This is a genomic window from Agrobacterium sp. ST15.16.055, assembly GCF_027956555.1.
In the GTDB taxonomy this organism is placed as follows: Bacteria; Pseudomonadota; Alphaproteobacteria; order Rhizobiales; family Rhizobiaceae; genus Agrobacterium; species Agrobacterium salinitolerans.
Genome location: NZ_JAQKGN010000003.1, coordinates 391,104 through 417,577, shown reverse-complemented (window position 1 = coordinate 417,577; position 26,474 = coordinate 391,104). Strand labels below are relative to the sequence as shown.

30 protein-coding genes are annotated in these 26,474 nt (G+C 60.1%); 17 read left to right on the top strand and 13 right to left on the bottom strand.

Features of this window, described 5'->3' with window-relative positions; translation table 11 throughout:
* Positions 1 to 82: 82 nt before the first annotated feature.
* The 9 genes from ispH to coxB form a co-directional block, all read right to left on the bottom strand.
* Positions 83 to 1,129 carry a 4-hydroxy-3-methylbut-2-enyl diphosphate reductase gene (ispH, locus tag PL599_RS08010; RefSeq protein WP_269823258.1) on the bottom strand — a complete coding sequence of 349 codons (1,047 nt, stop codon included), beginning with the start codon at positions 1,127 to 1,129 and terminating at the stop codon, positions 83 to 85.
* A 77-nt stretch (positions 1,130 to 1,206) separates the two neighbouring features.
* Entirely contained in the window at positions 1,207 to 1,941 is a 735-nt protein-coding gene (locus PL599_RS08005; RefSeq protein WP_137410965.1) for an SURF1 family protein, read from the bottom strand.
* Positions 1,942 to 1,951: 10 nt separating this feature from the next.
* Complete coding sequence (locus PL599_RS08000) at positions 1,952 to 2,338, bottom strand: DUF983 domain-containing protein (protein WP_077982807.1); 387 nt, start codon at positions 2,336 to 2,338, stop codon at positions 1,952 to 1,954.
* A 292-nt stretch (positions 2,339 to 2,630) separates the two neighbouring features.
* Complete coding sequence (locus tag PL599_RS07995) at positions 2,631 to 3,506, bottom strand: cytochrome c oxidase subunit 3 (RefSeq protein ID WP_077982808.1); 876 nt, start codon at positions 3,504 to 3,506, stop codon at positions 2,631 to 2,633.
* Between the two features lie 61 nt (positions 3,507 to 3,567).
* Positions 3,568 to 4,185, bottom strand: coding sequence for a cytochrome c oxidase assembly protein (locus PL599_RS07990; protein WP_137409883.1), 618 nt, complete (start codon positions 4,183 to 4,185; stop codon positions 3,568 to 3,570).
* Positions 4,186 to 4,214: 29 nt separating this feature from the next.
* Positions 4,215 to 4,346, bottom strand: coding sequence for a hypothetical protein (locus PL599_RS07985; RefSeq protein WP_077982810.1), 132 nt, complete (start codon positions 4,344 to 4,346; stop codon positions 4,215 to 4,217).
* Positions 4,346 to 5,299: a heme o synthase gene (locus PL599_RS07980; protein ID WP_269823259.1), complete on the bottom strand. Its 954-nt coding sequence runs from the start codon at positions 5,297 to 5,299 to the stop codon at positions 4,346 to 4,348. Before PL599_RS07980 ends, PL599_RS07985 begins: the two co-directional genes overlap by 1 nt.
* A 496-nt stretch (positions 5,300 to 5,795) precedes the next feature.
* Positions 5,796 to 7,496: a cytochrome c oxidase subunit I gene (ctaD, locus tag PL599_RS07975; protein ID WP_142914139.1), complete on the bottom strand. Its 1,701-nt coding sequence runs from the start codon at positions 7,494 to 7,496 to the stop codon at positions 5,796 to 5,798.
* Between the two features lie 14 nt (positions 7,497 to 7,510).
* On the bottom strand, positions 7,511 to 8,374 hold the full coding sequence (gene coxB, locus PL599_RS07970) for a cytochrome c oxidase subunit II (protein WP_416172485.1): 864 nt from the start codon (positions 8,372 to 8,374) through the stop codon (positions 7,511 to 7,513).
* Between the two features lie 432 nt (positions 8,375 to 8,806).
* On the opposite strand from coxB, the gene PL599_RS07965 reads away from it, so the two are divergent.
* The 4 genes from PL599_RS07965 (at position 8,807) to PL599_RS07950 (ending at position 12,148) form a co-directional block, all read left to right on the top strand.
* Positions 8,807 to 9,331: an invasion associated locus B family protein gene (locus PL599_RS07965; RefSeq protein WP_003521101.1), complete on the top strand. Its 525-nt coding sequence runs from the start codon at positions 8,807 to 8,809 to the stop codon at positions 9,329 to 9,331.
* Between the two features lie 82 nt (positions 9,332 to 9,413).
* Positions 9,414 to 10,829: a metalloprotease TldD gene (tldD, locus tag PL599_RS07960; protein WP_077982814.1), complete on the top strand. Its 1,416-nt coding sequence runs from the start codon at positions 9,414 to 9,416 to the stop codon at positions 10,827 to 10,829.
* Between the two features lie 200 nt (positions 10,830 to 11,029).
* Positions 11,030 to 11,467 (top strand): bleomycin resistance protein, encoded by a 438-nt coding sequence (locus PL599_RS07955; protein ID WP_077982815.1) that lies wholly within the window; start codon positions 11,030 to 11,032, stop codon positions 11,465 to 11,467.
* Between the two features lie 6 nt (positions 11,468 to 11,473).
* Positions 11,474 to 12,148, top strand: coding sequence for an HAD family hydrolase (locus PL599_RS07950; protein WP_269823262.1), 675 nt, complete (start codon positions 11,474 to 11,476; stop codon positions 12,146 to 12,148).
* Here PL599_RS07950 and PL599_RS07945 read toward each other — a convergent pair.
* Positions 12,137 to 12,445 carry a MazG nucleotide pyrophosphohydrolase domain-containing protein gene (locus PL599_RS07945; protein WP_077982817.1) on the bottom strand — a complete coding sequence of 103 codons (309 nt, stop codon included), beginning with the start codon at positions 12,443 to 12,445 and terminating at the stop codon, positions 12,137 to 12,139. The genes PL599_RS07950 and PL599_RS07945 overlap by 12 nt on opposite strands.
* A 154-nt stretch (positions 12,446 to 12,599) precedes the next feature.
* On the opposite strand from PL599_RS07945, the gene PL599_RS07940 reads away from it, so the two are divergent.
* Positions 12,600 to 13,379, top strand: a complete 780-nt coding sequence (locus tag PL599_RS07940) for a sulfite exporter TauE/SafE family protein (RefSeq protein WP_271358978.1) — start codon at positions 12,600 to 12,602, stop codon at positions 13,377 to 13,379.
* 29 nt (positions 13,380 to 13,408) lie between these two features.
* Here PL599_RS07940 and pdxH read toward each other — a convergent pair whose 3' ends face one another.
* Positions 13,409 to 14,029: a pyridoxamine 5'-phosphate oxidase gene (pdxH, locus tag PL599_RS07935; protein WP_269823265.1), complete on the bottom strand. Its 621-nt coding sequence runs from the start codon at positions 14,027 to 14,029 to the stop codon at positions 13,409 to 13,411.
* Positions 14,030 to 14,085: 56 nt separating this feature from the next.
* Here pdxH and PL599_RS07930 point away from each other — a divergent pair, with 56 nt between their 5' ends.
* From PL599_RS07930 to PL599_RS07915, 4 genes are all read left to right on the top strand, one after another.
* Positions 14,086 to 14,535 carry an RT0821/Lpp0805 family surface protein gene (locus tag PL599_RS07930; protein ID WP_077982819.1) on the top strand — a complete coding sequence of 150 codons (450 nt, stop codon included), beginning with the start codon at positions 14,086 to 14,088 and terminating at the stop codon, positions 14,533 to 14,535.
* A 212-nt stretch (positions 14,536 to 14,747) separates the two neighbouring features.
* Positions 14,748 to 15,848: a DnaJ C-terminal domain-containing protein gene (locus PL599_RS07925; RefSeq protein WP_269823266.1), complete on the top strand. Its 1,101-nt coding sequence runs from the start codon at positions 14,748 to 14,750 to the stop codon at positions 15,846 to 15,848.
* Between the two features lie 131 nt (positions 15,849 to 15,979).
* The gene (gene fabI / locus PL599_RS07920) at positions 15,980 to 16,798 is read left to right on the top strand and encodes an enoyl-ACP reductase FabI (RefSeq protein ID WP_077982821.1); all 819 of its coding nucleotides are present in this window, start codon (positions 15,980 to 15,982) and stop codon (positions 16,796 to 16,798) included.
* Positions 16,799 to 16,828: 30 nt separating this feature from the next.
* Positions 16,829 to 17,422, top strand: a complete 594-nt coding sequence (locus PL599_RS07915) for a histidine phosphatase family protein (RefSeq protein ID WP_269823268.1) — start codon at positions 16,829 to 16,831, stop codon at positions 17,420 to 17,422.
* A gap of 218 nt (positions 17,423 to 17,640) precedes the next feature.
* Here the strand turns inward: PL599_RS07915 and PL599_RS07910 are convergent, their stop codons facing one another.
* Complete coding sequence (locus PL599_RS07910; RefSeq protein ID WP_162520615.1) at positions 17,641 to 17,901, bottom strand: DUF1344 domain-containing protein; 261 nt, start codon at positions 17,899 to 17,901, stop codon at positions 17,641 to 17,643.
* Positions 17,902 to 18,337: 436 nt separating this feature from the next.
* On the opposite strand from PL599_RS07910, the gene aroC reads away from it, so the two are divergent.
* Together aroC and ribB are read left to right on the top strand one after the other, a co-directional pair.
* Positions 18,338 to 19,435, top strand: coding sequence for a chorismate synthase (aroC, locus tag PL599_RS07905; RefSeq protein WP_269823270.1), 1,098 nt, complete (start codon positions 18,338 to 18,340; stop codon positions 19,433 to 19,435).
* A gap of 11 nt (positions 19,436 to 19,446) precedes the next feature.
* Positions 19,447 to 20,547, top strand: coding sequence for a 3,4-dihydroxy-2-butanone-4-phosphate synthase (gene ribB, locus PL599_RS07900; protein WP_077982825.1), 1,101 nt, complete (start codon positions 19,447 to 19,449; stop codon positions 20,545 to 20,547).
* A gap of 262 nt (positions 20,548 to 20,809) precedes the next feature.
* Here the strand turns inward: ribB and PL599_RS07895 are convergent, their stop codons facing one another.
* Entirely contained in the window at positions 20,810 to 22,003 is a 1,194-nt protein-coding gene (locus PL599_RS07895) for a winged helix-turn-helix domain-containing protein (RefSeq protein ID WP_269823271.1), read from the bottom strand.
* 112 nt (positions 22,004 to 22,115) lie between these two features.
* Between PL599_RS07895 and PL599_RS07890 the strand changes: the two genes are divergently transcribed.
* The 6 genes from PL599_RS07890 to PL599_RS07865 all read left to right on the top strand — a co-directional run bounded on the left by PL599_RS07890 (position 22,116) and on the right by PL599_RS07865 (position 26,448).
* Positions 22,116 to 22,796, top strand: coding sequence for an energy-coupling factor ABC transporter ATP-binding protein (locus PL599_RS07890; RefSeq protein WP_269823272.1), 681 nt, complete (start codon positions 22,116 to 22,118; stop codon positions 22,794 to 22,796).
* Complete coding sequence (locus PL599_RS07885) at positions 22,793 to 23,398, top strand: energy-coupling factor transporter transmembrane component T family protein (protein ID WP_142914132.1); 606 nt, start codon at positions 22,793 to 22,795, stop codon at positions 23,396 to 23,398. The genes PL599_RS07890 and PL599_RS07885 overlap by 4 nt, the downstream gene beginning before the upstream one ends.
* Positions 23,399 to 23,429: 31 nt before the next feature.
* Positions 23,430 to 23,993 (top strand): biotin transporter BioY, encoded by a 564-nt coding sequence (locus PL599_RS07880; protein WP_142914131.1) that lies wholly within the window; start codon positions 23,430 to 23,432, stop codon positions 23,991 to 23,993.
* Positions 23,994 to 24,018: 25 nt separating this feature from the next.
* The gene (locus PL599_RS07875) at positions 24,019 to 24,954 is read left to right on the top strand and encodes a histone deacetylase family protein (RefSeq protein ID WP_142914130.1); all 936 of its coding nucleotides are present in this window, start codon (positions 24,019 to 24,021) and stop codon (positions 24,952 to 24,954) included.
* 2 nt (positions 24,955 to 24,956) lie between these two features.
* Positions 24,957 to 25,211 carry an exodeoxyribonuclease VII small subunit gene (locus tag PL599_RS07870; RefSeq protein ID WP_003503059.1) on the top strand — a complete coding sequence of 85 codons (255 nt, stop codon included), beginning with the start codon at positions 24,957 to 24,959 and terminating at the stop codon, positions 25,209 to 25,211.
* Positions 25,212 to 25,524: 313 nt separating this feature from the next.
* Positions 25,525 to 26,448, top strand: coding sequence for a pirin family protein (locus tag PL599_RS07865; RefSeq protein ID WP_142914129.1), 924 nt, complete (start codon positions 25,525 to 25,527; stop codon positions 26,446 to 26,448).
* Positions 26,449 to 26,474 lie beyond the last annotated feature (26 nt).

Below are 26,474 nucleotides of genomic sequence, written 5' to 3'. Positions count from 1 at the left end.
CTTGATGAAGGATGGAGTGGAAATCTCGAGAGGACATGACGCAGGAGAGACGGAAACCGCCCGCATTCCGCGCCATCCCGCTTCAGATACCGGCGGCGGTTTTCGGCGGCAGCGCATCATTGGCGTTGCCGTTCACGAAAGCCATGTCGTCCGTCGTCAGCTCAATGCTGCGCAGCTCGCGATTGACGAGGAAATGTTCCGTTTCCTCAACCGTCACGGCGAGATCGAGCGTCGTATCGAAGCGCGCCTTGAAGGCTTCGATGATCTCATCGACGATGACCTCCGGTGCGGATGCGCCGGCCGAAAGGCCGACGGTGCGGATATCGCCGATTTCATTCCAGTCGATTTCCGAGGCCCGCTGCACCAGCACGGAGCGCTGTGCACCGGCCCGCAGCGCCACTTCCACAAGCCGCTTGGAATTGGAGGAATTGGGCGCGCCGACGACGATGAAGAGATCGCAGCCGGGGGCCGCCTGTTTCACCGCGTCCTGACGGTTGGTGGTTGCGTAACAGATGCTGTCGGCGGCGGGTGCCTGCATGGCCGGGAAACGTTCCTGCAGCCTGGCGATGACGCCGGCCGTGTCATCGACCGAAAGTGTCGTCTGGGTGACGAAGCCGAGATTTTCGCGGTCCAGTGGCTCGTAGCGGTCCGCATCTTCCACCGTCTCGATGAGCGAGACAGCGCCTTCGGGAAGCTGGCCCATGGTGCCGATGACCTCGGGGTGGCCGGCATGGCCGATCAGCACCACATGGCGGCCAAGCCGCTGGTGGCGCATGGCCTGCTTGTGGACCTTGGAGACCAGCGGGCATGTCGCATCGAGATAAAACAGGTTGCGCGCCTGCGCATCTTCCGGCACGGATTTCGGCACGCCATGGGCCGAGAAAACCACCGGCTGCTCGCGATGCTCGGCGGGAATTTCATGCAGTTCCTCGACGAAAACCGCGCCCTTGGCTTCCAGCCCTTCCACCACATAGCGGTTATGCACGATTTCGTGGCGGACATAGACGGGTGCGCCATAGGCCTTCAGCGCCAGCACGACGATCTGGATCGCCCGGTCCACGCCCGCGCAAAAGCCGCGCGGTCCGCACAGCCTTATCGTCAAAGGGGGTTTGGAAACGGCGATGTTCATTCCAGCTCCTTGGCCTGTTCCTTGGGCCGTACGTCATGGCCTTGCCCGACAAGCTGCCTTACCGGGCGGGCTGCGCTTTATTCACCCTGCGCCTTGCCGTTCCGGAAATAGGCAAAACCGGCGACGATGACAAGGGCCGCCGCCAACCCATACCACGTTATCGCATATTGCAGGTGATTGTTGGGCAAATCTATCAGCGTCACGCCGCCCTGCGGCCAACCGCCCGGATTAGGCGCGCTGTCAGCATCCACGAAGAGGTTGACCAGCCGCTCGGGCGGGATATCGGCGCTGGAGGCCATGGCCGCCAGATCCTTCCAGTAGAAAATGTTCTTGGCGATATCGTTATCAGGCAGCATCGAGGACGGTTTTGCAACCAGCGGCGCGCGCGCCAGCCCCGTTATCGTCACCTCACCGGCAACCTGCCCGTCGGGCCGTTTTGACGGTTCCTTCATCTCAAAGGGCACGAAGCCGCGATTGACAAAGAGAATGCGGCCATCGGCAAGCGTCAGCGGCGTATAGATGTAATAGCCGGTTCGCCCCTGATGGGTGGCGAAGAAATGTCGCTCGCGGGCGTGATCGAAGGTGCCGGAAAGTCTGACCGTGCGGTATTCGATATCGCCGCCGCTTTTCGCGATCGCCTCTATGTCGGAGAGCGGCACCGGGCTCGCGCTCCGCCGCTCTTCGATATCGGCAATCAGCGCCTCTTTCCAGTAGAGACGCTTCACCTGCCACGTGCCGAGCCCGAGAAGAATGGCAAGCGCCAGCAGCACCAGCGGCGCAGCGAACCAGACCCGCCTTTCCGCCGCCTTCATGTGGGAAACGTCATTCACGATCAAGCCTGCCTTCGCTTGCATTGTTACGGTATTGCAGCGCGATCATGATGCCCTTGAGTTTGCGCAGCAGCACCAGGGAGACAATCACCGTAAACGGCAACCACAGCAGGATATGCACCCAAACGGGGGGCGAAAAACGCTGATCGAACCAGAGCGCCAGCCCAACGACCAGAAAACCGACGATCAGCATGACGAAAACCGCCGGGCCATCGCCCGCATCGGCAAAACCGTAATCCAGTCCGCAGGCGCTGCAGGCGGGTTTTAGGGTCAGAAAGCCATCGAACAGCCGGCCGTTTCCGCAACGCGGGCAGCAGCCCTTCAAGCCCACCTTGATAGGGTCCACCGGCGCGAAGTTGCCGTTTGATGGTTCAGACATGATGACCTCCTGCGAAGTTGGCCAAAGCCCGAGGGTGACGTCGAGTCTCTTGGAAGCTTGCCTCAAAACCCGGGCACTTGTTTGTTACTCGACGGTGCCTCGTATTTCTTCTCCCCGCCGGGGAGAAGGTGGCCCGAAGGGTCGGATGAGGGGGCTAGCTATCGGTCAATCTCTACCCTTGCCCCCCTCGTCCCGCTGCTGCGGACTTCTCCCCGGCGGGGAGAAGAAACAAGTGAGACCCGCTCGCTCGACAAGCCATGCCCTGCTTGGGGCGAGGCTCTATCCGATCCAATCAGCCGTGCAGCGGCGCGCCCCAGCCACCCCAGATATAGATGGCGAAGAACAGGAACAGCCAGACGACGTCAACGAAGTGCCAGTACCAGGCAGCCGCTTCGAAGCCGAAATGCTGCTTGGGTGTGAAACCGCCGCCAATGGCGCGGAACAGGCAGACCAGCAGGAAAACCGTGCCGACGAAGACGTGGAAACCGTGGAAACCGGTGGCCATGAAGAAGGTCGCGCCATAGATCGAATTCTTGAAGTCGAACGGCGCGTGCATGTATTCGTAAACCTGCACGGTGGAGAACAGGACGCCGAGCGCGACGGTGAGCAGCAGACCGCTGATCAGGCCCTTGCGGTCATTGTGCAGCAGGGCATGGTGCGCCCAGGTGACGCAGGTGCCCGACAAAAGCAGGATGACGGTATTGTAGAGCGGCAGGTGCCAGGGATCGATCACCTCGATGCCCTTGGGCGGCCATTGCCCTCCGGTATATTCGAGGCGCGACGCCTGAATGGCCTCGTGCGGGAAGAGGCTGGCATCGAAATAGGCCCAGAACCACGCCACGAAGAACATCACCTCCGAGGCGATGAACATGATCATGCCGTAACGCAGGTGAAGCGAGACGACGCGGGTGTGGCTGCCCTCATGGGCTTCCTTGATCGTGTCGGACCACCATGCGTACATGGTGTAAAGCACGATGACGAGGCCGATATAGAACAGCCAGGGATTGGCCAGTTCCGCGCCGAACAGCTTGAAAGAGCCGCCCGACAGGTAACGCATGTAACAGACGCCACCGAATGTCAGGATGAAGGCGCCGATCGAGGCCAGAAGCGGCCAGGGGCTTGGATCGATAATGTGGTAGTCGTGGTTCTTCTGATGCGTATCTGCCATTGCGACAATCCCCGAATGTCTCTTCCCTGATCCGGCCTCGGATAAAAGGCCAGATCTCCTCTCACAATTTACTTTCGCCAGATGAAGTCTTTACCGGCAAGGACGCAACCGGTTTTTCGGTTTTCGCCGGATAAAACGTATAGGACAGCGTTAAAGTATGAATGCTCTTGGTTTCGCGCGCCGTGGCGATGTCAGGATCGACGAAGAAAACCACCGGCATCTCCAGCGTTTCACCCGGCTGCAGCGTCGTTTCGGTGAAGCAGAAGCACTCCACCTTGTTGAAATAGGCGCCCGCTTCCATCGGTGTGACATTGAAGACGGCCGTGCCCGTGGTCGCCACGGATGAGCGGTTCGTCGCCTTGAACATGACCTGCACCGTTTCACCGATCTTCGGCGAGACCTTCCTGTCGATCGGCTGGAAATCCCAATTGAGGCCGTTCGAGGTGTTGGCGTCGAAGGTCACGTTGATGGTCTTGTCAAGGATGACGTCGGAATATTGCTCGACGCGCTGGGTGGTGCCGTTATAGCCGGTGACACGGCAAAACAGCGTATAAAGCGGCACGGCGGCATAGGCCATGCCGATCATGGCGCAGAAGAACACGAGACAAAGCACGAGGATAGAGCGATTGCTCACCTTCTGTCTGCCGGTTTCTGCTGTCTGCGCTTCCATATTCGCCATGTCCTCCTCCTCTCCCCTCAATCAGCGCATCAATGCGAGCCGATCTTGATGATGGTGATGATATAGAACAGCACCACCAGACCGGCGAGCAGGACGCCGAGAGCGATGTTGCGCCCGCGTCTCGATTTTTTCTGCGCCGTGCTTAGTTCCACCGTTTCCATCACAGGACTCCCGACATGGCGGCCTTCAGGGCCGGCGCGAAATGATCGGCCAGAAGGCCGGAAAAAATCGCAAAAAGGTAAAGCACCGAATAGGCGAACATCTTCTTGGCCGGCAGCATCTTCTCGTCGCCTTCAGGCATGCGACGGACATCGAGCGAACAGTAAATGAAGATGGCGCTCAGGACGGCGGCGAAAATGCCGTAGCCGGCGCTCGCCAGACCCGTGAAATAGGGGGCGACGGCCGCCGCCGCGGTCAGCACCGCATAAACGATCATCTGGTTCTTGGTGGAGCGTTCGCCGGCCACGTTCGGCATCATCGGAATACCGACGGCGCCGTAATCGCGCATCTTGAACAGCGCCAGCGCCCAGAAATGCGCCGGTGTCCACAGGAAGATGATGAGGAACAGGATGATGCTGTCCAGCGAAACGCCGCCGGTGACGCAGGCCCAGCCAAGCATGGGCGGGAAAGCGCCGGCGGCGCCGCCGATGACGATGTTCTGCGGCGTCGAGCGTTTCAGCCACATCGTATAGACGACGGCGTAAAAGAAGATGGTGAAAGCGAGCAGACCTGCCGAGAACCAGTTGACCGCAAGGCCGAGGATGACCACCGAAAAGGCCGAGAGCGTCAGTCCGAAGGCCAGCGCCTCGCGCGGCGCGATGCGGCCGGACGGGATCGGTCGCCGGGCGGTGCGGCTCATCACGGCGTCGATATCGGCATCGTACCACATGTTGAGGGCACCGGATGCGCCCGCGCCGACAGCGATGCAGAGAATGGCGATGATGCCGAGCACAGGGTTGATTTCACCCGGCGCCAGCACGAGACCCGCAAAAGCCGTGAAGACGACGAGCGACATGACGCGCGGCTTCAGCAATTCGAAATAATCGCGCGCGCCGGCTTCCGAAAGTTCGGAGCCCTCCACGCCCAGCATGTCGCGATTGTCGATAATGCTCATTTCCTGTCCTGTTTTCCTTCAGGTGCCGCCTGTCGCGACATCCCCTGCACCGGCCCGAAAAACGAATGTGATTTCCGGCATGCGCGATGCGTCAATTCATTGGCCCGAACGTCCCGGCATGGGCGATATCCGGAAGAACCGATACCATTCATTTGCCCGGCCTGTGACCGCGCCCATCCCGCCATTCGTCTGCGCTGCTCATACATAAAGGCCAGACTTGGCATTTATCACGTCCGGGGCATGTATCATGTCGGACGATATGCTTCGCTTGGACAAAATGTCACGCGGCAGCGGGCATTGCCTGCCTAGAGCTTTTTCGCGTTTCTTCGAAACACGAAAACACTCCAACTCTTTGTTTCGAGGCATTTCCGGACGGAAAACCGGGTTCCACTTTTCCTGGAAATGCTCCAAGGGAACGGCGCTGGCCAAGGCCGCACCGTTCCTTGTTCTGAGCGTCCGGAATTCGCGAACCCTGCCGCGCCTTCCGGCCCGCGCATCAGCGAATGCGCGGTAGCTGTTCCCACTGGTGGTAGGGCGGCGGCGAAGACAGCTGCCATTCGAGCGTCGTCGCACCTTCACCCCACGGGTTGTTACCGGCAATCCGCTTCTTGGCGAAGGCTTCCCAGACGCCGAAGAGGAAGATGCCCACGGCAACGGCCGAGATATAGGAACCGTAAGACGATACCATGTTCCAGCCGGCATAGGCATCGGGATAATCGATGTAGCGGCGCGGCATGCCGGCAAGACCGAGGAAGTGCTGCGGGAAGAAGATCAGGTTCACGCCGACGAACATGACCCAGAAATGCAGCTTTCCGACGAACTCGCTGTACATATAGCCGGTGATCTTCGGGAACCAGTAATACCAGCCGGCGAAGATCGCAAAGACGGCACCGAGCGACAGAACGTAGTGGAAGTGCGCCACCACGTAATAGGTGTCGTGCAGCGAACGGTCGAGACCGGCATTGGCGAGCTGGACGCCGGTGACACCGCCGACCGTGAACAGGAAGATGAAGCCGATTGCCCACACCATCGGTGTCGAGAAGGTCAGCGAACCGCCCCACATCGTCGCGATCCACGAGAAGATCTTGATACCCGTCGGCACCGCGATCACCATGGTGGCGAAAACGAAGTAGCGCTGCGCTTCGAGCGAAAGGCCGACCGTGTACATGTGGTGGGCCCAGACGATGAAGCCGACGGCGCCGATGGCGACCATGGCGTAGGCCATGCCGAGATAACCGAAAACCGGCTTCTTGGAGAAGGTGGACACGATGTGGCTGATGATGCCGAAACCGGGCAGGATCAGGATGTACACTTCCGGGTGGCCGAAGAACCAGAACAGATGCTGGTAGAGGATCGGGTCACCGCCGCCTTCCGGCGAGAAGAATGCCGTGCCGAAGTTACGGTCGGTCAGAAGCATGGTGATGCCACCCGCCAGAACTGGCAGGGACAGCAGCAGCAGAAATGCGGTGACCAGAACCGACCAGGCAAAAAGCGGCATCTTGTGCAGCGTCATGCCCGGCGCGCGCATGTTGAGGATCGTGGTGATGAAGTTGATCGCGCCGAGGATCGAGGATGCACCGGCGACGTGCAGCGAGAAGATCGCAAGATCGACCGCCGGCCCAGGCATGCCACTCGTCGATAGCGGCGGATACATGGTCCAGCCGCCACCCACGCCATAAGCACCCGCCGGGCCTTCGACGAAGAGCGACAGAAGCAGCAGGATGAAGGCGGGAACGATTAGCCAGAAGGAAATATTGTTGAGGCGCGGGAAAGCCATGTCAGGCGCGCCGATCATGATCGGGATCATCCAGTTGGCAAAACCGCCGATCATCGCGGGCATGACCATAAAGAAGATCATGATCAGCGCGTGCGCCGTGGTGAACACGTTGAACATGTGCTTGCCGCCGTCGATGGCAGCGTCGCCCTCGAAGCCGTAAACCATGGACGCCAGACCGTGGAAAATCTGGATGCCCGGCTCCTGCAGCTCCATGCGCATGACAACCGAAAGCCCGCCACCGATGATGCCCGCCATGATGGCGAAGATCAGATAGAGCGTGCCGATGTCCTTGTGGTTGGTGGACAGGAACCAGCGGGCGAAAAAGCCCGGTGTATGGGAATGATGCGCATCATGCGAATGATCGTCATGAGCGGAATGACCATGCGAGTGATGATCGTCGTGTGCGGAAGGTCCAGCCATTGTCGTCACTCCAGTCAGTTGGTTTCGTTGGCGGCAACGTCAACCGTGCGCGGAGCGCCATCGACGGAGGCCATCAGCGCCCGGTTCGCGCCGTTCAGATCGGAAGCGGCGGCGGCGTGCCAGGCATTGTACTGTTGTTCGGAAACCACCCGAATGGCGATCGGCATGAAGGCGTGGTCCTTGCCGCAAAGCTCGGAACATTGGCCGTAATAAAGTCCTTCCTTTTCCGGCTTGAACCAGGTTTCGTTGAGGCGGCCCGGAACAGCGTCGATCTTGACGCCGAAAGCGGGCATGGCGAAAGCGTGGATGACATCCGTCGGCGCCGCCGTCACCAGAAGGCGAACGGTCTTGCCGACGGGGACGACCATTTCATTGTCAACCGCGAGAAGACGTGGATAGCGGGCCTTGTCTTCCTTGCCGGCAGCAGCGCGATCCTGATCCTTCAGCAGATAGCTGTCGAAGGAAAGCGGTTCGGCGCCTTCGGCTGCGGCATATTCATAGCTCCACAGCCATTGCGTGGCGGTCGCCTTCAGCGTCAGGTCAGGGTTTTCCGGCTGCGTCAGCTGCGCGTTCAAAAGATTGAACGAGGGGAAAGCGAGGAACAGGAGAATGAGCACCGGCGCCAGCGTCCAGACAACCTCAATCGCCGTGTTGTGGCTGGTCTTGGAAGCCACCGGATTTTTCGCGGCGCGGAATTTCAGGGCGACGACGATGAGCAGCGCGAGAACGAAAAGCGTAACCGGAACAATGAACCAGAGCGTATATTGTTCAAACCAGCGTATTTCGTGCATGATCGGCGTGGCGGCCTCCTGCATGCCCATTTGCCAATGCACCGGCTGATCGGCGTGGGCGCCGACAGCCGTGAGCAGACAGGTCATCCCCGCCAGTGCTGCGTAAATCCTATTCGTCACGGTACCCTCTCCCTCACGCGTCTGATCCAGATCAATCACAGACGCAGAATCCATGCTTATGGTACTAACTTAAAACCACAGTTTGCCCTCTGCCGCAATATGCGTCGGGACACGGATGCGCCCCAATTTTGCCATTGATCAATCCACGACCGACTTTCCCGCACCCTGTGTCCGAGCTGACCCACTGAGCGCGATTTCGAGCAGCCCAAATGCGACAAAGCCCCGTCTTCCAGCCGGTTTGAATGCCGGATAACGAATGACGCGCGGGACAAATCAGACGGCTATGAGCGCCAACAGGTCCTATTTCCGCCCAACTCCGCTGGAATTGAAGTCGCTAGGCTTTTTTTTCCGGATTATGGCGTCAAAATAGCCGCACTGATTCGAATCCCAGAGGTATCCATGCGTCTTTCCCCGCTCGCGCGCACTTTTCTTGCCGCCGCCGGTCTTGCAATCATCGCTCCCGCTGCCGCGGCGCTGGCGCAACAGCAGCCGCCCGGCACGCCGAAGTCGACGCACGGAGCATGGTCGGTCATCTGCGACAAGCCGGCAGGCGCATCCGAAGAACAATGCGCGCTGATGCAGAACGTGATCGCCGACGACCGCCCGGAAGTGGGGCTTTCGGTGGTGGTGCTGAAGACGGCCGACCGCAAGTCGCGCATCCTGCGCATCCTCGCGCCGCTTGGCGTGCTTTTGAAGGATGGCATGGAGCTTTATATCGACAATAATAATATCGGCCGCGCCTATTTCACCCGCTGCTTCTCCGAAGGCTGCTATGTGGAAGTGGATATTGACGACGAGCTGCTGAAGGTTCTGCGCGCCGGCAAGAATGCGGTTTTCGCGCTGCGTGAAGCCGTGGATCAGGATCGCGTCGGTATTCCGATCGAGCTTTCCGGCTTTGCCGAGGGCTACGACGCGCTTCCTTAAAGCCCGCCATTGCCGGACAGCCTTGCGTCCGTCCGCTCCAGTGCCTAAATCGGTCACTGAACGATAATGACTGGAGCCTCCCATGACCGACGATCTTGTAAAACTCTTCGATTGCGACGAGACGCAATTGCGCAAGCTCGTCGGCGAGGCGCTCGCCGGCGCTGACGATGGCGAGCTCTTCATCGAACATGCCCAGGCCGAATCGCTGACATTCGACAATGGCCGGCTCAAGGGCGGCTCCTTCAATACCGACCAAGGTTTCGGCCTGCGCGCCGTTGCCGGGGAGACGGTGGGCTACGCCCATGCGGGCGAGCTTTCGCAAGGCGCGTTGAAGCGCGCTTCGGATGCGGTGGGCGCGGTGACCAAGGGTTATTCCGGCTCCTATGCCGCAGCACCCCAGCGCACCAACAAGAAGCTTTACGGCGACGAGAATCCGATCGGCAGCCCAAGCTTCGAGGAGAAGGTGAAGCTCCTCACCGATATCGACGCCTATCTGCGCGATAAGGATCCGAATGTCCGGCAGGTGACGGCGACGATTTCCGCAAGCTGGCAGGTGGTGGATATTCTGCGCGCCGACGGCCACCGTGTCAGCGACGTCAGGCCGATGACGCGTATCAACATTTCGGTGGTGGCGGGTGAAGGCGACCGGCAGGAAAGCGGCTCCTATGGCATCGGCGGCCGCGTCGGCTTTGGCGATTTCATCACCACGGAAAACTGGCAGCGCGGCGCGGATGAAGCGCTGCGCCAGGCGCTCGTCAACCTCACCGCCATCGATGCGCCGGCTGGCACCATGGATGTGGTGCTCGGCTCCGGCTGGCCGGGCGTCATGCTGCATGAGGCTGTGGGGCACGGTCTGGAAGGCGATTTCAACCGCAAGAAGACCTCTGCCTTCGCTGGTCTGATGGGCGAAATGGTCGCAGCACCCGGTGTCACCGTCGTCGATGACGGCACCATCGACAGCCGGCGTGGGTCGCTGACCATCGACGATGAAGGTACGCCTTCCGGCTATAACGTGCTGATCGAGAACGGCAGGCTGGTCGGTTACATGCAGGACCGGCAAAACGCCCGGCTGATGGGTGCGACGCCCACGGGTAATGGCCGTCGGCAGGGTTACGCCTATGTGCCGATGCCGCGCATGACAAATACTTACATGCTCTCGGGCGATAAAACGCCGGAAGAGATCATCGCCTCCGTCAAGAAGGGCATCTACGCCGTTTCCTTCGGCGGCGGCCAGGTGGATATCACCTCCGGCAAATTCGTGTTCGGCTGCACCGAGGCCTATCTCATTGAAAACGGGAAGATCGGCGCGCCGGTGAAGGGCGCGATGCTGATCGGCAACGGGCCGGATGCGATGAAGCGCGTCTCGATGATCGGTAACGATTCCAAGCTCGATACCGGCATCGGCAATTGCGGCAAGGCCGGACAATGGGTGCCTGTCGGCGTCGGTCAGCCACATCTGCGCATGGATCAGATCACCGTCGGCGGTACCAAGGCCTAGTTCCGCGGCGCATGGGCGGTTGCGGGAAACATCGAACCTGCCGCGACAGTCCTTCACCCATAGCGTCGCCATCCCAGCCCATGACCCCGCACATGGCTGCCATGATGAGGTTTCCTCTGGCGTGCGGCCGGGAAGACGTTAAGATCACCCCTTATGGCAGGCCCCTCCTCCCATCCCGGGCCTGCGCGGCAAAGGAGACCATGACCATCATACGAAATGCCCTCGTTCCTGAACTTGCCGTCAGCGACTGGCAGAAAAGCCGCGCTTTTTATTGTGACCTGATCGGTTTTCATGTGGTCTATGAGCGCCCCGAAGAGGGTTTCACCTATCTGGCGCTAGGCGACGCAGAACTGATGATCGACCAGATCGGCGCAACCCGAACCTTCGTGGCGGGCAATGCCTCGCTCGATACGCCGTTTGGCCGCGGCATGAACCTGCAGCTCGCCGTTCCTTCCCTGCAACCCATTCTTTCCCGGCTGGAGCGATCATCGATCGACCTCGTCATGCCGCTGGAGGAAAAATGGTACAGGCGCGGCACGGTCGAAGTGGGCAACCGGCAATTTATCGTCGCAGATCCCGATGGCTATCTGATCCGCCCGTTCGAAAGCCTTGGCGAACGTCCCTTCCGGTTCGGCTGAGCGACCATGCTGCCTTTTCTGCCGCACGCCGTGGTTTTCGACATGGACGGATTGCTGATCGAAAGCGAGGCGCTCTATCGCGATTCGTTTCTGGCGGCCTCGGATGAAGGCGGCCATGGCATGAAGGTCGAGACCTATCAAAAGGTCTGCGGCAGCCCCTGGGATGTCATCACCGGCACCATCTTTGCCGATTATGGTGCCGATTTTCCGATGGCGACCTTCCGTGATGCCTGGCTCCGGCATCTCGGCCTGATGATGGCGGAGGGAGTGGCGCTGAAACCCGGCGTCATCGAAATCCTCGATCTTCTCGACCGGTTCGATATCCGCCGCGCCATCGCCACCTCATCGCGGCACGATTCGGTCACACGCCATCTCGGCCCTTATGATCTTCTCAAGCGCTTTGACACCATCGTCGCGCGTGGCGACTATACCGAGCCGAAACCGGCGCCCATGCCGTATCTGACCGCAGCCGGACGACTTTCCCGCGATCCGGGTCGCTGCCTTGCGCTGGAGGATTCCTATTCCGGCGTGCGCTCGGCCACATCGGCGGGCATGATGACGATCATGGTTCCCGATGTCGCGCCGCCGACCGAGGAAATGCGGGAGAAATGCGTTGCGGTTGCAAGCGACCTTCATGCGGTGGTGGCCATGTTGGAAAAGCTGGAGCCTTCAGGGTTTTGACGGCGTAAAGCGCCACTTACGCTCGATCGCTCCTTCAATATCGAGACCGTTGTAATGGGCCAGCAACAGCACATGGCCGAGGAGATCGGCGGTTTCGTCGGCCAGATCCCGCTTCATCTCCTCTTTGCTCCTGCCCTTAACGCGTGCCCGTCCCGTCAGCCGGTTCCAGGCCTGCGTCATCTCGCCAACCTCTTCCTGAAGCTTCAGCATGTACCAGTCCGGGTCGCGGAATATTCCGTTTTCAGCGGCATATTTTTGCGACGCCTCTTCAAACCGACGCATCATGTCAGCAAACATTTGTTCATCCTTTGTTCACGCATCACAACTCTAATCATGATTCTCTGACCGCGTCGACCCGTCAGTGCGTCATGCAGCCATGAACGGAAATTTCCGAGACATGCGCATGCAAGCGAGATAGAGAAAAGATATTCGAACAAACGTGCCATCGCCCATGCCCCATCTCGACTTCCTGTCGTCACTCGTCACCGCGCACAGCCCGGCGCTGCTCGCCATGTTTGCGGGTGCCGCCTTTCTTGCCGGCCTTGCGCGCGGATTTTCCGGCTTCGGTGCGGCACTCATCTTCGTTCCCCTGGCCAGCGCCATCGTCGGGCCGCGTATCGCTTCGGCGGTATTGCTGGTGGTGGACGGCGTGCTGACGCTCGGCATGATACCGCCCGCCTTTCGCCTGGCGGACCGGCGCGAAGTCTTCACCATGGCGGCCGGCGCCTTTGTCGGCGTGCCCGTCGGCACAATGCTGCTTTCCAAGGGTGATCCACTGACGCTACGCTGGCTCATCTCGGGCGTGGTCGTGGTGCTGCTGGTATTTCTGGTGTCCGGCTGGCGTTACAGCGGCCGGCCAAAGACGCCGCTCACCCTTTTTACAGGGCTGCTGGCCGGGCTGTTTTCAGGGGCCGCGCAGCTGGGTGGCCCGCCCGTCGTCGCCTATTGGCTGGGCGGCGCGCTGAAAGGCGCTTTCGTGCGCGCCAATGTCATTCTTTATTTCGCGGTTTCAACGGTATTCTCCATCGCCAGCTACTTTCTTGGCGGCCTGTTTACCGTCGATGTCTTCGTGTTTTTCCTGCTGGCCCTGCCCTTTTATGGGCTCGGTCTTTATGCCGGTGCGCGACTGCACGGGCTTGCCGATGAGGCGGCGTTCCGGCGCATCTGCTACGGCCTGATCGCGATTTCCGCCGTCATCGGCCTGCCGCTGTTTGACCAGTTGCTGAAATAGGCAGGCCGAGACGGCCTGCCCGGATGGTGTTACGGATACATACGGACCTTGGACCAGGCACCGTCAGGGGTGTCGCGGCGGAATTCGATGCGATCATGCAGGCGGAACTTGCGGTCGTGCCAGAATTCGATGCTGAGTGGCCGGATGCGGAAGCCGGACCAGTGGGATGGGCGCGGAATATCGCCAATCGCATATCTGGCGGTATATTCGGCTACCGCTTTTTCCAGCGCAAAACGGCCTTCCAAAGGCCGCGACTGCTTGGATGCCCAGGCGCCGATGCGGCTGCCGCGTGGGCGAGAGGCGTAATAGATATCCGCCTCCTCGTCGCTCACGATCTCCACCTCGCCGCGCAGACGCACCTGCCGCCGCAGGCTTTTCCAGTGGAAGCACATGGCCGCTTTTTTCTGGCCGAGGATCTCCTGACCCTTCTGGCTTTCGAAATTCGTATAGAAAACGAAACCGCGATCATCGACGCCTTTCAGAAGCACCATGCGCACGTTCGGCAGGCCATTTTCGTCCACGGTGGCGAGCGCCACCGCGTTCGGATCGTTGATTTCGGAAACCGTCGCGTCCTTCAGCCATTCGGCAAAAAGCGTGAACGGTTCATTTTCTTCCGTGAAGTCACTGGATGTTAACCCCGTTTCCGACATATTGAATAAAATGCTCCCGAGCTGATTTGGACGCCAGAGATGATCTCCGGTGAAAGATGGTGACCGTCATAGCAAAGTCGAACAGTCGAACAAAGAGCCTCCTTTCGTCGATAGCGGAAGTTTCCGCCGTCGTGTCAATGCTCGCGGTGCTGAGCGGCTGCGTCAGCCTCGACCTGTTCGGCGGAGACAAGGTTGACCGCTCGCTTTCCACGGCCTCCGTTCCCAACCAGCCGAACAATGCGCCGCAGACGGACGATGCGACGATCCGCAATGCGGTCACATCGGCCGACCTCGCCAAGCTCGCCGACCAGCCTCTGCCCTGGGCCAATGCCGCCACCGGCAGCGCCGGCGTCGTCACCGCCATTCACGAAGACAAGTCCAGCGGCTTCGTCTGCCGCAATTTCAGGACGACACGCCATTCCTTCGAGGGTGTGGCGAGCTATTCGGGACAGGCCTGCCTGTCGGAAACCGGCGAATGGCTGCTGACGCGCTTCGAGCAGAAATAATCTGTTTACCCTTAAATATGGAATAGAGCCCGCCCGGGTGCAGTACGTCTCCTCCGTAAAGGAGTGATTAGCAACTTATTGCAACAGTCGACGTTGATTAAACCGAGGGCGTGCTGGCGAATGATCGCGGGCATCCCTTTTCGGAGGGGTTAGTTTCAGGATTGCGCCATGAGCGGCAGCACGTGCCTGAGCCAACGTAACTGGTGTTTCGCATGCGCGATCCATATTCCATCCTCGGCGTGAAACGTGACGCCCGCCACGAGGACATCAAGGCCGCCTGGCGCACGAAGGCGAAAACCGTCCATCCGGACGCCAATCGCGACGATCCCGACGCCTCGGCGCGCTTTGCCGAGATCGGGCAGGCTTACGATCTTCTCAAAGACCCGAAAAAGCGCGATCTCTACGATCAAGCCCGCAAGGCGGCCGAAAAGAAACAGCGCGGCGAAACCATCATGCAGCAGCGAGAAGCCGCGCGCGAGGCTGCCGAGCGCGCCAAGGCCGCCGAAAAGCTGATGGAGGAACTGGCCCGTGCGGACGCCCGCAACCGGGCGCAGACCGGCCAGAAAGCCGATAGCAAACCGGAAAGCGCCGAAGACATCGTCGAGCGCATTTTTGGCGCCGATGCCCAGAACGATCCCAAGGTGCAGCAGGCGGCGGAAGCCGCAAAGGCGGCCGCGAGCGCTGCAAAAGGCGATATACCCGCAGCCACCGCCACCGGCGATGACAAGACGTCACCCGCCTCGCTTGCCGCCAATCTTTTCAGCGCGCTGGTGCGGCGGTTCCGTGCGCCGCAGCCGACTCCGGAAAAAGCGCCTGACATCACCGCTGAGGCCACCGTCACGGTCGCCGATCTGCTGGAGAAAAAATGGATTACCATTTCTCTTGCCGATGAGCGGGAAGTTCGGTTCCAGCTCGAGCCCGGCATGACCGACGGACATGTGGTGCGGCTGAAGGGACAGGGGCTGAAGCTTCCCAACATCGCGCGCGGCGATCTTGCCGTGACATTGCTGACCGACCGAGAGGACGCTTTCTCCCTTCGTGGCTTCGATATTCACACGACCCTGCCGATATCGCTCAGCGACGCGGTTCTGGGGTGTGAAACGAAAGTCAAGACACCGCTCGGCGAAGAAAACATCACCATTCCGGCCTGGTCCGGCTCAGACCGTGTGCTGAGGCTTGCCGGCAAGGGCCTTGCCGACGGCAAGGGCGGCTCCGGCGATCTCGTCGTCGAATTGCGCATCGTCCTCTTGGAAAAGCCCGATGAAAAGGTAACCGACCTGATGCGGCACATGCGCGAAGGCCTTTATTTGTGAAAGTTTTGCGAATAGCCGGGACAACGCACCCTTTGTTACGCTCCCTAACAGTTGATGATCTTTGGCAATCTTGAACAGGATTGCAGCCTATGCCATAGGCAGGACCGATCATAAGTACTAGGGAGCACAAAATGGCTCAGGCATCCGGCCTCATGGCTGGCAAACGCGGCCTCATCATGGGTGTCGCCAATAATCGTTCCATCGCTTGGGGCATCGCCAAGGCCTGTGCCGACGCGGGCGCGGAAGTTGCGTTGACCTGGCAGGGCGATGCGCTGAAGAAGCGCGTAGAGCCGCTGGCGCAGGAACTCGGCGCCTTCATGGCCGGTCATTGCGATGTGACCGATCTCGAGACGATCGACGCCGTTTTTGCCTCGCTGGAAAAGCATTGGGGCAAGATCGACTTCGTCGTGCACGCTATTGCGTTCTCCGACAAGGACGAGCTGACCGGCCGTTACCTCGACACCAGCCGCGACAACTTCAACCGCACCATGGATATTTCCGTGTTCTCGCTGGCCGCCATTGCCAAGCGCGCCGAGCCGGTCATGAATGACGGCGGCTCGATCATCACGCTGACCTATTACGGCGCCGAAAAGGTCATGCCGAATTACAACGTCATGGGTGTGGCCAAGGCTGCTCTCGAGGCCAGCGTGCGTTATCTCGCCGTCGACCTCGGCAATCGCGGCATCCGTGTCAACGCCGTTTCCGCCGGCCCGATCAAGACGCTTGCAGCTTCCGGCATCGGCGACTTCCGCTATATTCTGAAGTGGAACGAATACAATGCGCCGCTGAAGCGCACCGTTTCCATCGAGGAAGTCGGCAAGTCGGCGCTGTACCTGCTGTCCGACCTTTCGACCGGCGTGACCGGCGAAATCCACCATGTCGATTCCGGTTACCACACCATCGGCATGAAGGCCGTGGATGCGCCTGACATCTCGGTGGTGAAGGACTAAGCCTGAAAAGTGTAAGAACGGGGTATCGCCTTGCTCGTCTATGTGATCCGGCACGGACAAACGGACTGGAATGCGATACGCCGGCTTCAGGGCCAGAAAGACATTCCGCTCAACGATTTCGGCCGCCAGCAGGCGGTCGGAAACGGCAAGCTCCTCGCGCAGCTGCTGGGAGAACAGGCCACGGATTTCGACTATGTGGCGAGCCCGCTCGGGCGCACGCGCGAGACCATGGAACTGATGCGCGGCGCGATGGGCCTCGACCCTCTTGCCTACCGCACCGACGATCGTCTGATCGAAGTCTCTTTCGGCGACTGGGAGGGACAGACCCTGCCGGAGCTGAAGAAAGAGTTTCCGGACCGGGTGAAGGCGCGCAAGGCCAATAAATGGGATTTCATTCCGCCCGGCCAGGACGCCGAAAGCTATGAAATCCTCTCCTGGCGCATCGGCGCATGGCTTTCTTCGGTTGAGAGGCAATCCGTCTGCGTCTGCCACGGCGGTGTGATCCGCTCGATCTTCCGGCTGGTTTCTGGCATGGACAAGGACGAGGCGTCGAGAACGCAGATCCCGCAGGACCAGATCTTGAAGGTTCAGATCGACAGGAATAGTGCGGAGTGGATTTCTTGAGGGCTGTCAAGGTTTGCTAAGACTGGCAGGACATCGCGGCTCGTTTCTTCTCCCCGCCGGGGAGAAGGTGGCCCGAAGGGTCGGATGAGGGGGCGACGTCGCCGAATCCCTCTAGCCGTGCCCCCTCATCCCGCTGCCGCGGACTTCTCCCCGGCGGGGAGAAGAAACACGCGACACCCGCTCGTCTCGCAACGAAGGTTTGGCATAAGGCCTGGAGCTTACTCAACGACCTGAAGGTCGTCGACCACGCGTTTTCCATCCACTTCCGTGTAGAAAACCACGACCTTCACGCCCGCTTTCAAACCTTCAAAATTGAACTCCTCCGGCACGCGGTAGGTCTTGCCGTCGTTCAAGGTAATGCTCAGCCCATTGGCATCGATCTTGCTGATCGTGCCTTCCACATCGACGCTCTGGGCGTAGCCGTTAATAGGCATCAGGAGGTTGGCGGTGGCCAGAAGGGCGGCAATCATCATACGCATCGATCTAGCTTTCGTGGATTTGCGTGAAAACCTTACATGCATGAAGAATTGCCTTTCGAATGTGGCGGAAATTGCCCGCAACCATGACATTTTCAGCCCAATTGATGAACGGATTTCAAATCCTGTTCAAGCCGTTAGTGGTTTTTACACCGCATTTTCCGGCAATATTGGAAAACTCCGGTTTAAGGTGGAAAACCTCCGTCCCTTTACAATTTCGTCATCTCGGAAATCCGTTGAAACCGTCGAATCGCTTTGCGCCGCCCATCCCGGGGACTGTCGTTTTTCGTCATTTCACCAGTCGTGAACGGTACGTCACCTCCATATCCCGTTTGCGATGAAAGAAAGGCTTTTGCCTTGCCCGGATTTTCCACTAAGACAAATCCGCTTGTTTTAAACGGCGCCGTCCACAGGCGCCCTGTTTCCGGTCTTGAGAACGATGTCGCATAACAGTTTCGGTCACCTTTTTCGCGTTACCACCTGGGGAGAAAGCCACGGGCCGTCGCTCGGCTGTGTGGTGGATGGTTGCCCGCCCGGCATCCGCTTTACCCTTGCCGAGCTGCAGTACTGGATGGACAAACGCAAACCGGGCCAAAGCCGTTTCGTGACCCAGCGCCGCGAGGACGACATCGTGAAAGTTCTTTCCGGCGTGATGCTGGATGAGGACGGCGAGACGATGACGACGACAGGCACGCCGATCTCTATGCTGATCGAAAATACCGACCAGCGCTCCAAGGATTACGGCGAGATCGCGAAACGTTTCCGCCCCGGCCATGCGGATTTCACCTATGACCTGAAATACGGCGTTCGCGATTATCGTGGCGGCGGTCGCTCCTCCGCACGCGAAACGGCGGCGCGTGTTGCCGCCGGCGCAATCGCCCGCAAGGTGGTGCCCAGCCTCAACGTTCGCGGCGCGCTGGTGCAGATCGGCAAGCACAAGATCAACCGCGACAATTGGGATTGGGATCAGGTCGACCAGAACCCATTCTTCTGCCCCGATGTCGAGATGGTGCCTGTCTGGGAAGAATACCTCGATGGCATCCGCAAGGCTGGCTCTTCCATCGGTGCTGTGGTCGAGGTTGTGGCGGAAGGCGTTCCGGCCGGCATCGGCGCGCCGATCTATGCCAAGCTCGATCAGGATATCGCCTCCAGCCTGATGTCGATCAACGCCGTCAAGGGCGTGGAGATCGGCGAAGGTTTTGCCTCGGCCGAGCTTTCCGGCGAGGAAAATGCCGACCAGATGCGCATGGGCAATGACGGCAAACCGATTTTCCTGTCCAACCATGCCGGCGGCATTCTGGGCGGCATCGCGACAGGTGAGCCTGTCATCGCCCGCTTCGCCATCAAGCCCACCTCCTCCATTCTGACGGAGCGCCTGTCCATCGATACCGATGGCAACAATGTCGATGTGCGCACCAAGGGCCGCCACGACCCCTGCGTCGGCATCCGCGCCGTTCCGATCGGTGAAGCGATGATCGCCTGCACCGTTGCCGACCATTATCTGCGAGACCGCGGCCAGACCGGCCGCTTGAAATAGAGGGAACCGCCATGGCCTATGACCAGAAACGCGTTGTCGACGCCATCCGCGCTTTCGAAGCCGGCGAAATCGTCGTCGTGACCGATGATGACGACCGTGAGAACGAAGGCGACCTGATCATTTCGGCGGTTCATTGCACGCCGGAAAAAATGGCGCTGATCGTGCGCCACACCTCCGGCATCGTCTGCGCGCCCATGCCGCGCGAGGAGGCCAAGCGGCTGAACCTCAACGCCATGGTGGCGGAAAACGACAGCGCCCACACGACGGCCTTCACCGTCAGCGTCGATTTCAAGCACGGCACCACGACCGGTATTTCAGCGGATGACCGCACCTTGACGGTTCGCAATCTCGCCAACCCGAATGTCGGCGCTTCCGATTTCACCCGGCCGGGCCATATTTTCCCGTTGATTTCCCGCGAAGGCGGCGTGTTGATGCGTTCCGGCCATACCGAAGCGGCCGTCGATCTCTGCCGGCTCGCCGGCCTGCCGCCCATCGGCGTCATCAGCGAGCTGGTGAATGACGATGGCAGCGTGATGCGCGGCCCGCAGGTTCTGGATTTTGCCGAAAAACACGGCATGAAGCACGTGTCGGTCGCCGATCTCATCGCCTATCGCCAGCGCAAGGAAACGCTGGTGGAGATGGAATCCTCCTTCACCATCGAGACGCCCTTCGGGCCGGCGAAAGCGCAGACCTATTCGCTGCCCTGGGACCCGATGCAGCATATGGCGGTGATTTTTGGCGATATCCGCGACGGCGTCGACATCCCCGTGCGCCTGCATCCGGAAAACGTTGCCGATGACGTCTTCGGCGACCGCCAGCCGGTGCGGCACTATATGCAGAAGATTGCCGAAGAAGGCCGCGGTGTCATCGTCTATCTGCGCGAAGGCTCCGTTGGCGTCGGCCAGGTAGCTGGACGCCGCAAGGCGCGCGACCCGGATGAAGCGCATGCACAGGCCCGTTCTCGCGAAAACGAATGGCTGGAAATCGGCCTTGGCGCGCAGATTCTCAAAGACCTTGGCATCAGCTCCATCAAGTTGCTGACGACGCGCGAGCGGCATTATGTCGGGCTGGAAGGGTTCGGCATCCAGATTTCGGCGACGGATATCTGCTGATTTCCGGGGTTTGCCTTGGTTTTCCAGGGCAATTGTGAAGCGAGTGGGTGCCCCTTGTTTCTTCTCCCCGGGGGGAGAAGTCCGCGGCAGCGGGATGAGGGGGCGCCCTTGCCGGATTTCGGAGAGCTTGCCCCCTCATCCGACCCTTCGGGCCACCTTCTCCCCCGCAGGGAGAAGAAACACGCGGCGACGCCGTGCTTCGTCGAGGGCGATATTCGAGTGCGGGGCGAAGCCGTCTCAAAATATCCTTGAGCAAAAAACCTCAGCTTTCCGCCCGCCAGCCCTCCAGATAATTCACGCTCTCCACCCCCGTAAATCGCGCCAGCCTCACCAGCTCCGCATCGAGTTTCTCCAGCCGTCCAGCCGAGGCGCGCACGCCCGGCTCCAGCCACAGGCGGCGTACATCCAGCGTGCTGCGCTTGCGATCCGCCTTCATGTCGATGCGGCCGATAAGCCTGTCACCCTCCAGAAGCGGGAAAACATAATAGCCGTATTGCCGCTTCGGCTCCGGCACAAAGACCTCGATGCGGTAATAAAATCCGAACAACCGTTCCATACGGTTGCGGTCTCGCAACAGGGGATCGAAGGGGCTCAGCACACGAACGCGGGCGGAGGGTTCGGGCACGTCAGTCAGGTCAGCGGTAAAACCGGCAAAGGCATAGGACGGGCGGGCCGTGCCGTCGCGGGCGAGAAGCGACACCTCACATAGCTCGTCGCGGTTGCTCTTGACCCAGTCCCTCGCCTCCTGCGGGGTGACGAGATCGAAAAAGGCGGCGATTTCGCCATGGGTGGCGAAACCCAGCCGCTTCAGCGCCTCGCGGCAGGCCCAGTCAACGAATTCGGCGTGCTCCACCTCGGTCTCGTGATGCTCACCGGGAATGACCCGTTCGGCGAGATCATAGACCTTCTGGAAATTCACGCGGCCGGAAATGGCAAGCTTGCCGGTGTGCCAGAGATATTCGAGCGCGGTCTTGGAGGGATGCCAGTTCCACCAGCCGCCGGACTGGTGCCCCTCCTCCTTCAACTCCCGCGCCAGAACCGGACCGGTTGCGGCAATGCGCTGAAGCGTCTCGCCGAAGGCGGCATCGAAACCCTCGCCATGCCATTTGCGCCAGCGCTCCTGAATGATCGGCTCACGGCGCCGGAAGCGATGTTTCCAATAGGGATAAAATTCCGTCGGCAGGATGGAGGCGTCATGTGTCCAGTGCTCGAAAAGCGCCCGGTCCTTTTCCAAGAGCGTGGTCAGATGGCCGCGCCTGTAGGTCTGGTTGCGGGAGAAAATAATCTGGTGGTGGGCGCGCTCCACCGTGCCGATGCTATCCACCTGCACAAAACCGATATCGGTGATGAGCTGCAACAGGTCGCTCTTGGAAAGCGCCTTGCCGGGCGGAGAGGAAAGCCCCTGCCGCGCCAGAAAAATTCGTCTTGCCGCTTCGTTCGAAACCTTGATCGCCATGGTGGCGAAGGTAGAACGGCTTTTTCAGGATTGCAATGTTCTTTTTTTGTTCCTTGTTTCACTTCTGTTGATGACGGGGTATAGAACCGGAAACGAGCGTGAGGATGTAAGCTTGGAAATCCGTTTTAACGCCGCCGGTGTCGCTTTCGAGGGCCGGCAGGCCTTGCGGCCGCTGTCGTTGACCTTGACCGAACGGCGTGTCGGCGTGATCGGCCTTAATGGTTCCGGCAAGACTACCTTTGCGCGGCTGATCAACGGGCTGAACAGACCGAGCGAAGGCACGGTTTCGGTGAACGGTCTCGATACCGTGACGGACGCCAGGGCGGTCTTGCAGACGGTCGGCTTCATCTTCCAGAATCCGCAGAACCAGATCATCCTGCCGATCGTACGCGACGATGTTGCCTTCGGTCTGAAACGGCTTGGTCTCAATAAGGCCGACACGGAAATCAAGGTGAAGGCCGTTCTCGCCCGGCTTGGTATCGCACATCTCGAGAAACGACGCGCCCATGAGCTTTCCGGCGGGGAATTACAGCTTGCGGCGCTGGCCGCGCTCCTGATTACCGAACCGCAAATCCTCATTCTCGACGAGCCGACCAACCAGCTTGATCTCAAGAACCGCGCCATCGTGGAAAAGACCATGGCGGCGCTGTCGCAGGCGCTTGTTGTCATCACCCACGATCTGCCGCTGGTTGCGGGTTTCGACCGGGTGCTGGTTTTCCATGAAGGCGCACTGGTTGCCGACGCCGCCCCCGAAGAAGCGGTGGCGCGCTATCTGGAGGTGGCATCGCGATGAAATCGCTGCATGTGGAAGGCACCGGCTGGCTCTACCGCGTCTCGCCACGCCTCAAGCTCCTGACGCTCATGGGTTTCAGCATCGCATTGTTCCTCACCCGCGATCTGCTGGTTCTCGCAGGCGCGACGGTTCTGGCCGCCCTTATTCTGGGCGCTACGCGGCTGCCCTTCCGCGAGATCGCTTTGCGGCTGCGGCCGGTGATGCTGACCATCTTCCTTGTCGCCGCCTTCAGTTTTCTCCTGCTTCCGGCCCATGACGCCAGCGTCAATCTTTTGCGGCTGACGGCGCTGGCGCTGCTTGCAACCGCCGTCACCATCACCGTCAGTATTTCGCAGTTCATGGACGAGATCACCCTTTCCGCTTCGCCGCTTGAAAGGCTGGGGCTGGTGAAGGCCGCCGATATCGGGCTTGCCGTCGGGCTGGTGGTGCGGTTCGTGCCTGAGATCGTCAATCGTTACCATGCGGTGCGCGATGCGCACCGGGCGCGCGGCCTGCCCGTGCGGATGGCCACCATCATCGTGCCGCTGGTGATTATGACGTTGAAGGATGCGGACGCCATTGCCGACGCCATTGACGCGCGCGGTTTCAGAGGCCAAAGCTGACGGCCAGATAACCATCCGGAGTTTCCGAGCCATGACAACCCGCGACCTCGTGCTGATTTCGCTGTTTTCCGCCATCATCATCGCACTCGGGCTTTTGCCGCCGATCACGCTCGGCTTCATTCCGGTGCCCATCACCGCGCAGTCGCTCGGCGTCATGCTGGCGGGTGTCGTGCTGGGCGCTAAGCGCGGTACGCTTGCGGTGCTGCTGACGATCCTGATTGCCGCCATCGGCCTGCCAGTGCTTTCGGGGGGACGCGGTGGTCTTTCGATTTTCACCACGCCAACGACGGGCTTCCTGATCGGCTGGATTGCAGCCGTTTTCGTGACTGGCACGCTCTCGGAAAAATTCGTCCATCGCGGCCAATCCGCTTTGACGCAGGGCGTCGGCTTCTTCGTCGCCAGCCTGATCGGCGGCGTGGTGGTGCTTTATGCTTTCGGCATCACCTATCTGGCGCTGGTCGTCGGGCTTGGTTTTGAGAAGGCCTTCATGGGTTCGCTCGCCTTCATTCCCGGCGATGCGCTGAAGGCCGTTCTTGCCGCGCTGGCCGGCCGCGCCGTGATGGCCGGTTATCCGCTTCTGCCGCAGCGCGCCTGAATACCGTGCCTCCGGGAGGAAAAGAATGGCGACCCGTCTTTACGAACATCCGATCTTCCTTGAGCATATCACGCCGGAAGGCCACCCCGAGCGGCCGGACCGTCTGCGGTCGCTGAACATCGCGCTTGAACATCCGAATTTCGAGCGGCTGGACCGGAAGGAAGCACCGCAGGCCAATGAGGATGCGGTGCTGCTGGCGCATCCGGAAGAGCATCTGCTTGCCGTCATGCGGCAGGTGCCCGAAGAGGATGGCGAGATCAACCGGATCGAGTCCGACACCTATCTCTCGCCAAAAAGCCTGCAGGCGGCGCTGACCGGCATTGGCGCTGCCATGGCGGCCGTGGATGACGTGTTTACCGGCTCGGCCGACAATGTCTTCGTCGCGGCCCGTCCGCCCGGCCACCATGCCGAAACAGCCAAGGCCATGGGTTTCTGTCTCTTCAACAATGTGGCGATTGCCGCCCGCCATGCCCAGAAGGCGCACGGCGCAGAACGCATCGCCATCATCGACTGGGACGTGCATCACGGCAACGGCACGCAGGACATCTTCTGGAACGACACGTCAGTGCTGTTCTGCTCCACCCACCAGATGCCGCTTTACCCGTGGAGCGGCGATAAAAACGAAACCGGCGTGAAGAACAATATCGTCAACGCCCCGCTTTCGCCCAACACCGGCAGCGAATATTTCCGCGAGGCGTTCAAGTCGCGCGTGCTGCCGGCGATTGCCGATTTTTCGCCTGATCTCATCCTCATCTCCGCCGGTTTCGACGCGCATCACCGCGATCCGCTGGCGCAGATCAATCTGGTGGGCGAGGATTTCGACTGGGCGACGGGCCGACTTCTGGAAATGGCCGACAAATACGCCTCCAACCGGGTCGTCAGCCTGCTTGAAGGCGGTTATGATCTGGAAGGGCTGGCGGAATCGGCAGCCATGCATATTTTGAGAATGATGAAGGGTTGAACATGACGGAAAATGCCAACACAGCCGATGTCAGCGGTTATTCTTTCGAAAAAGCCGTCGCCGAGCTGGAAAGCATTGTCGCACGTCTGGAACGCGGCGACGTGGCGCTGGACGAATCCATCGCCATCTATGAGCGCGGCGAAGCCCTGAAGAAACATTGCGAGACGCTGCTGAATGCCGCCGAAAAGCGCATCGAGAAAATCCGTCTTGACCGGGCGGGCAAGCCGCAGGGTGTGGAGCCGCTCGACGGGGAGTGAACGCGTTTAGCGGGAGCGTTTTGATGTGGCCCCACACGCGGCCACGTCCCCGATCTGCACACTCGACGTCATCCTCGGGCTTGTCCCTGTTATCTGCAACCGATTGATTTTATTCGACGTGGTTAGATCCTCGGCACAGGGCCGAGGACGACGGAGGAGAGGTTTGCAAATCTTTGTCAGCGATGATCGCGTGAATTAAGCATCTCACAATCTCGTGTTCCCTCGGGTCAGTTAACACTGCGTTCTATATCGCTATGCTCCCCAGACCTTCGGTTATGCTAAACTCCGCCACTGACGATACGAGGAGCAAGCCATGTCCTTCTTTCCCGGTAACGATCCCGTCGCGGGTGATGCTTTTGCCTGCGACGCCATCGAGAACCTCATCATTCCCCGCACCAGCGATATTGGCGGCTTTGCGGTGCGGCGTGCGCTGCCGACCCGGCAGCGGCGGCTTGTCGGCCCGTTCATCTTTTTTGACCGCATGGGCCCGGCGATCCTGAAGGCCGGTGAGGCGCTTGATGTGAAGCCGCATCCGCATATCGGCCTTTCCACCGTTACCTATCTGTTCGACGGCGAAATCAAGCATCGCGACAGTCTCGGCACCGAGCTTGTCATCCGCCCCGGCGACATCAACCTGATGACGGCCGGGCGTGGCATCGTGCATTCGGAACGCACGCCGGAAAACCTGCGCGGCCATCCGCTGTCCATGTCCGGCCTGCAGACATGGCTTGCCCTGCCAGAGCATATGGAAGAAATCGCACCCGCCTTTGCCCATACGGCCAAGGAAGACATGCCGCTGATCGATATCAAGGGCGCGTCCGGCCGGGTGGTGATCGGTGAATTCGAGGGGCTCACCTCCCCTGTTTCGGCCTTTACCGATACGCTTTATGTCGACCTGACTCTGGAACCGGGTGTAAAGTTTCCCTTTTCCGCCGACCATGAAGAACGGGCGATCTATATTCTCTCCGGCTCGCTGGATGTGGCCAGTGATATCTTCGCCGCCGACCAGCTCCTCGTTTTCCGGCCGGGCGACGACATCACGCTTCAGGCCGGCAGCAATGGCTGTCACATCATGATCTTCGGCGGGGCGGCGCTGAATGAGCGCCGTTACATCTGGTGGAACTTCGTTTCGTCATCAAAAGAACGCATAGAACAGGCCAAACAGGAGTGGAGAACCGGACGCTTCGACATCGTTCCCGGCGACGAAGAAGAGTTTGTCCCTTTGCCGGAAGGTTGAAATTCTATAGAAGTGTACGACATGCA

Bases quoted from the DNA above. Each gene is read 5' to 3' on its own strand.
- ispH (WP_269823258.1), bottom strand. From the start codon at position 1,129: ATGAACATCGCCGTTTCCAAACCCCCTTTGACGATAAGGCTGTGCGGA.
- PL599_RS08005 (WP_137410965.1), bottom strand. From the start codon at position 1,941: ATGAAGGCGGCGGAAAGGCGGGTCTGGTTCGCTGCGCCGCTGGTGCTG.
- PL599_RS08000 (WP_077982807.1), bottom strand. From the start codon at position 2,338: ATGTCTGAACCATCAAACGGCAACTTCGCGCCGGTGGACCCTATCAAG.
- PL599_RS07995 (WP_077982808.1), bottom strand. From the start codon at position 3,506: ATGGCAGATACGCATCAGAAGAACCACGACTACCACATTATCGATCCA.
- PL599_RS07990 (WP_137409883.1), bottom strand. From the start codon at position 4,185: ATGGCGAATATGGAAGCGCAGACAGCAGAAACCGGCAGACAGAAGGTG.
- PL599_RS07985 (WP_077982810.1), bottom strand. From the start codon at position 4,346: ATGGAAACGGTGGAACTAAGCACGGCGCAGAAAAAATCGAGACGCGGG.
- PL599_RS07980 (WP_269823259.1), bottom strand. From the start codon at position 5,299: ATGAGCATTATCGACAATCGCGACATGCTGGGCGTGGAGGGCTCCGAA.
- ctaD (WP_142914139.1), bottom strand. From the start codon at position 7,496: ATGGCTGGACCTTCCGCACACGACGATCATCACTCGCATGGTCATTCC.
- coxB (WP_416172485.1), bottom strand. From the start codon at position 8,374: ATGACCTGTCTGCTCACGGCTGTCGGCGCCCACGCCGATCAGCCGGTG.
- PL599_RS07965 (WP_003521101.1), top strand. From the start codon at position 8,807: ATGCGTCTTTCCCCGCTCGCGCGCACTTTTCTTGCCGCCGCCGGTCTT.
- tldD (WP_077982814.1), top strand. From the start codon at position 9,414: ATGACCGACGATCTTGTAAAACTCTTCGATTGCGACGAGACGCAATTG.
- PL599_RS07955 (WP_077982815.1), top strand. From the start codon at position 11,030: ATGACCATCATACGAAATGCCCTCGTTCCTGAACTTGCCGTCAGCGAC.
- PL599_RS07950 (WP_269823262.1), top strand. From the start codon at position 11,474: ATGCTGCCTTTTCTGCCGCACGCCGTGGTTTTCGACATGGACGGATTG.
- PL599_RS07945 (WP_077982817.1), bottom strand. From the start codon at position 12,445: ATGTTTGCTGACATGATGCGTCGGTTTGAAGAGGCGTCGCAAAAATAT.
- PL599_RS07940 (WP_271358978.1), top strand. From the start codon at position 12,600: ATGCCCCATCTCGACTTCCTGTCGTCACTCGTCACCGCGCACAGCCCG.
- pdxH (WP_269823265.1), bottom strand. From the start codon at position 14,029: ATGTCGGAAACGGGGTTAACATCCAGTGACTTCACGGAAGAAAATGAA.
- PL599_RS07930 (WP_077982819.1), top strand. From the start codon at position 14,086: ATGGTGACCGTCATAGCAAAGTCGAACAGTCGAACAAAGAGCCTCCTT.
- PL599_RS07925 (WP_269823266.1), top strand. From the start codon at position 14,748: ATGCGCGATCCATATTCCATCCTCGGCGTGAAACGTGACGCCCGCCAC.
- fabI (WP_077982821.1), top strand. From the start codon at position 15,980: ATGGCTCAGGCATCCGGCCTCATGGCTGGCAAACGCGGCCTCATCATG.
- PL599_RS07910 (WP_162520615.1), bottom strand. From the start codon at position 17,901: ATGCGTATGATGATTGCCGCCCTTCTGGCCACCGCCAACCTCCTGATG.
- aroC (WP_269823270.1), top strand. From the start codon at position 18,338: ATGTCGCATAACAGTTTCGGTCACCTTTTTCGCGTTACCACCTGGGGA.
- ribB (WP_077982825.1), top strand. From the start codon at position 19,447: ATGGCCTATGACCAGAAACGCGTTGTCGACGCCATCCGCGCTTTCGAA.
- PL599_RS07895 (WP_269823271.1), bottom strand. From the start codon at position 22,003: ATGGCGATCAAGGTTTCGAACGAAGCGGCAAGACGAATTTTTCTGGCG.
- PL599_RS07885 (WP_142914132.1), top strand. From the start codon at position 22,793: ATGAAATCGCTGCATGTGGAAGGCACCGGCTGGCTCTACCGCGTCTCG.
- PL599_RS07880 (WP_142914131.1), top strand. From the start codon at position 23,430: ATGACAACCCGCGACCTCGTGCTGATTTCGCTGTTTTCCGCCATCATC.
- PL599_RS07875 (WP_142914130.1), top strand. From the start codon at position 24,019: ATGGCGACCCGTCTTTACGAACATCCGATCTTCCTTGAGCATATCACG.
- PL599_RS07870 (WP_003503059.1), top strand. From the start codon at position 24,957: ATGACGGAAAATGCCAACACAGCCGATGTCAGCGGTTATTCTTTCGAA.
- PL599_RS07865 (WP_142914129.1), top strand. From the start codon at position 25,525: ATGTCCTTCTTTCCCGGTAACGATCCCGTCGCGGGTGATGCTTTTGCC.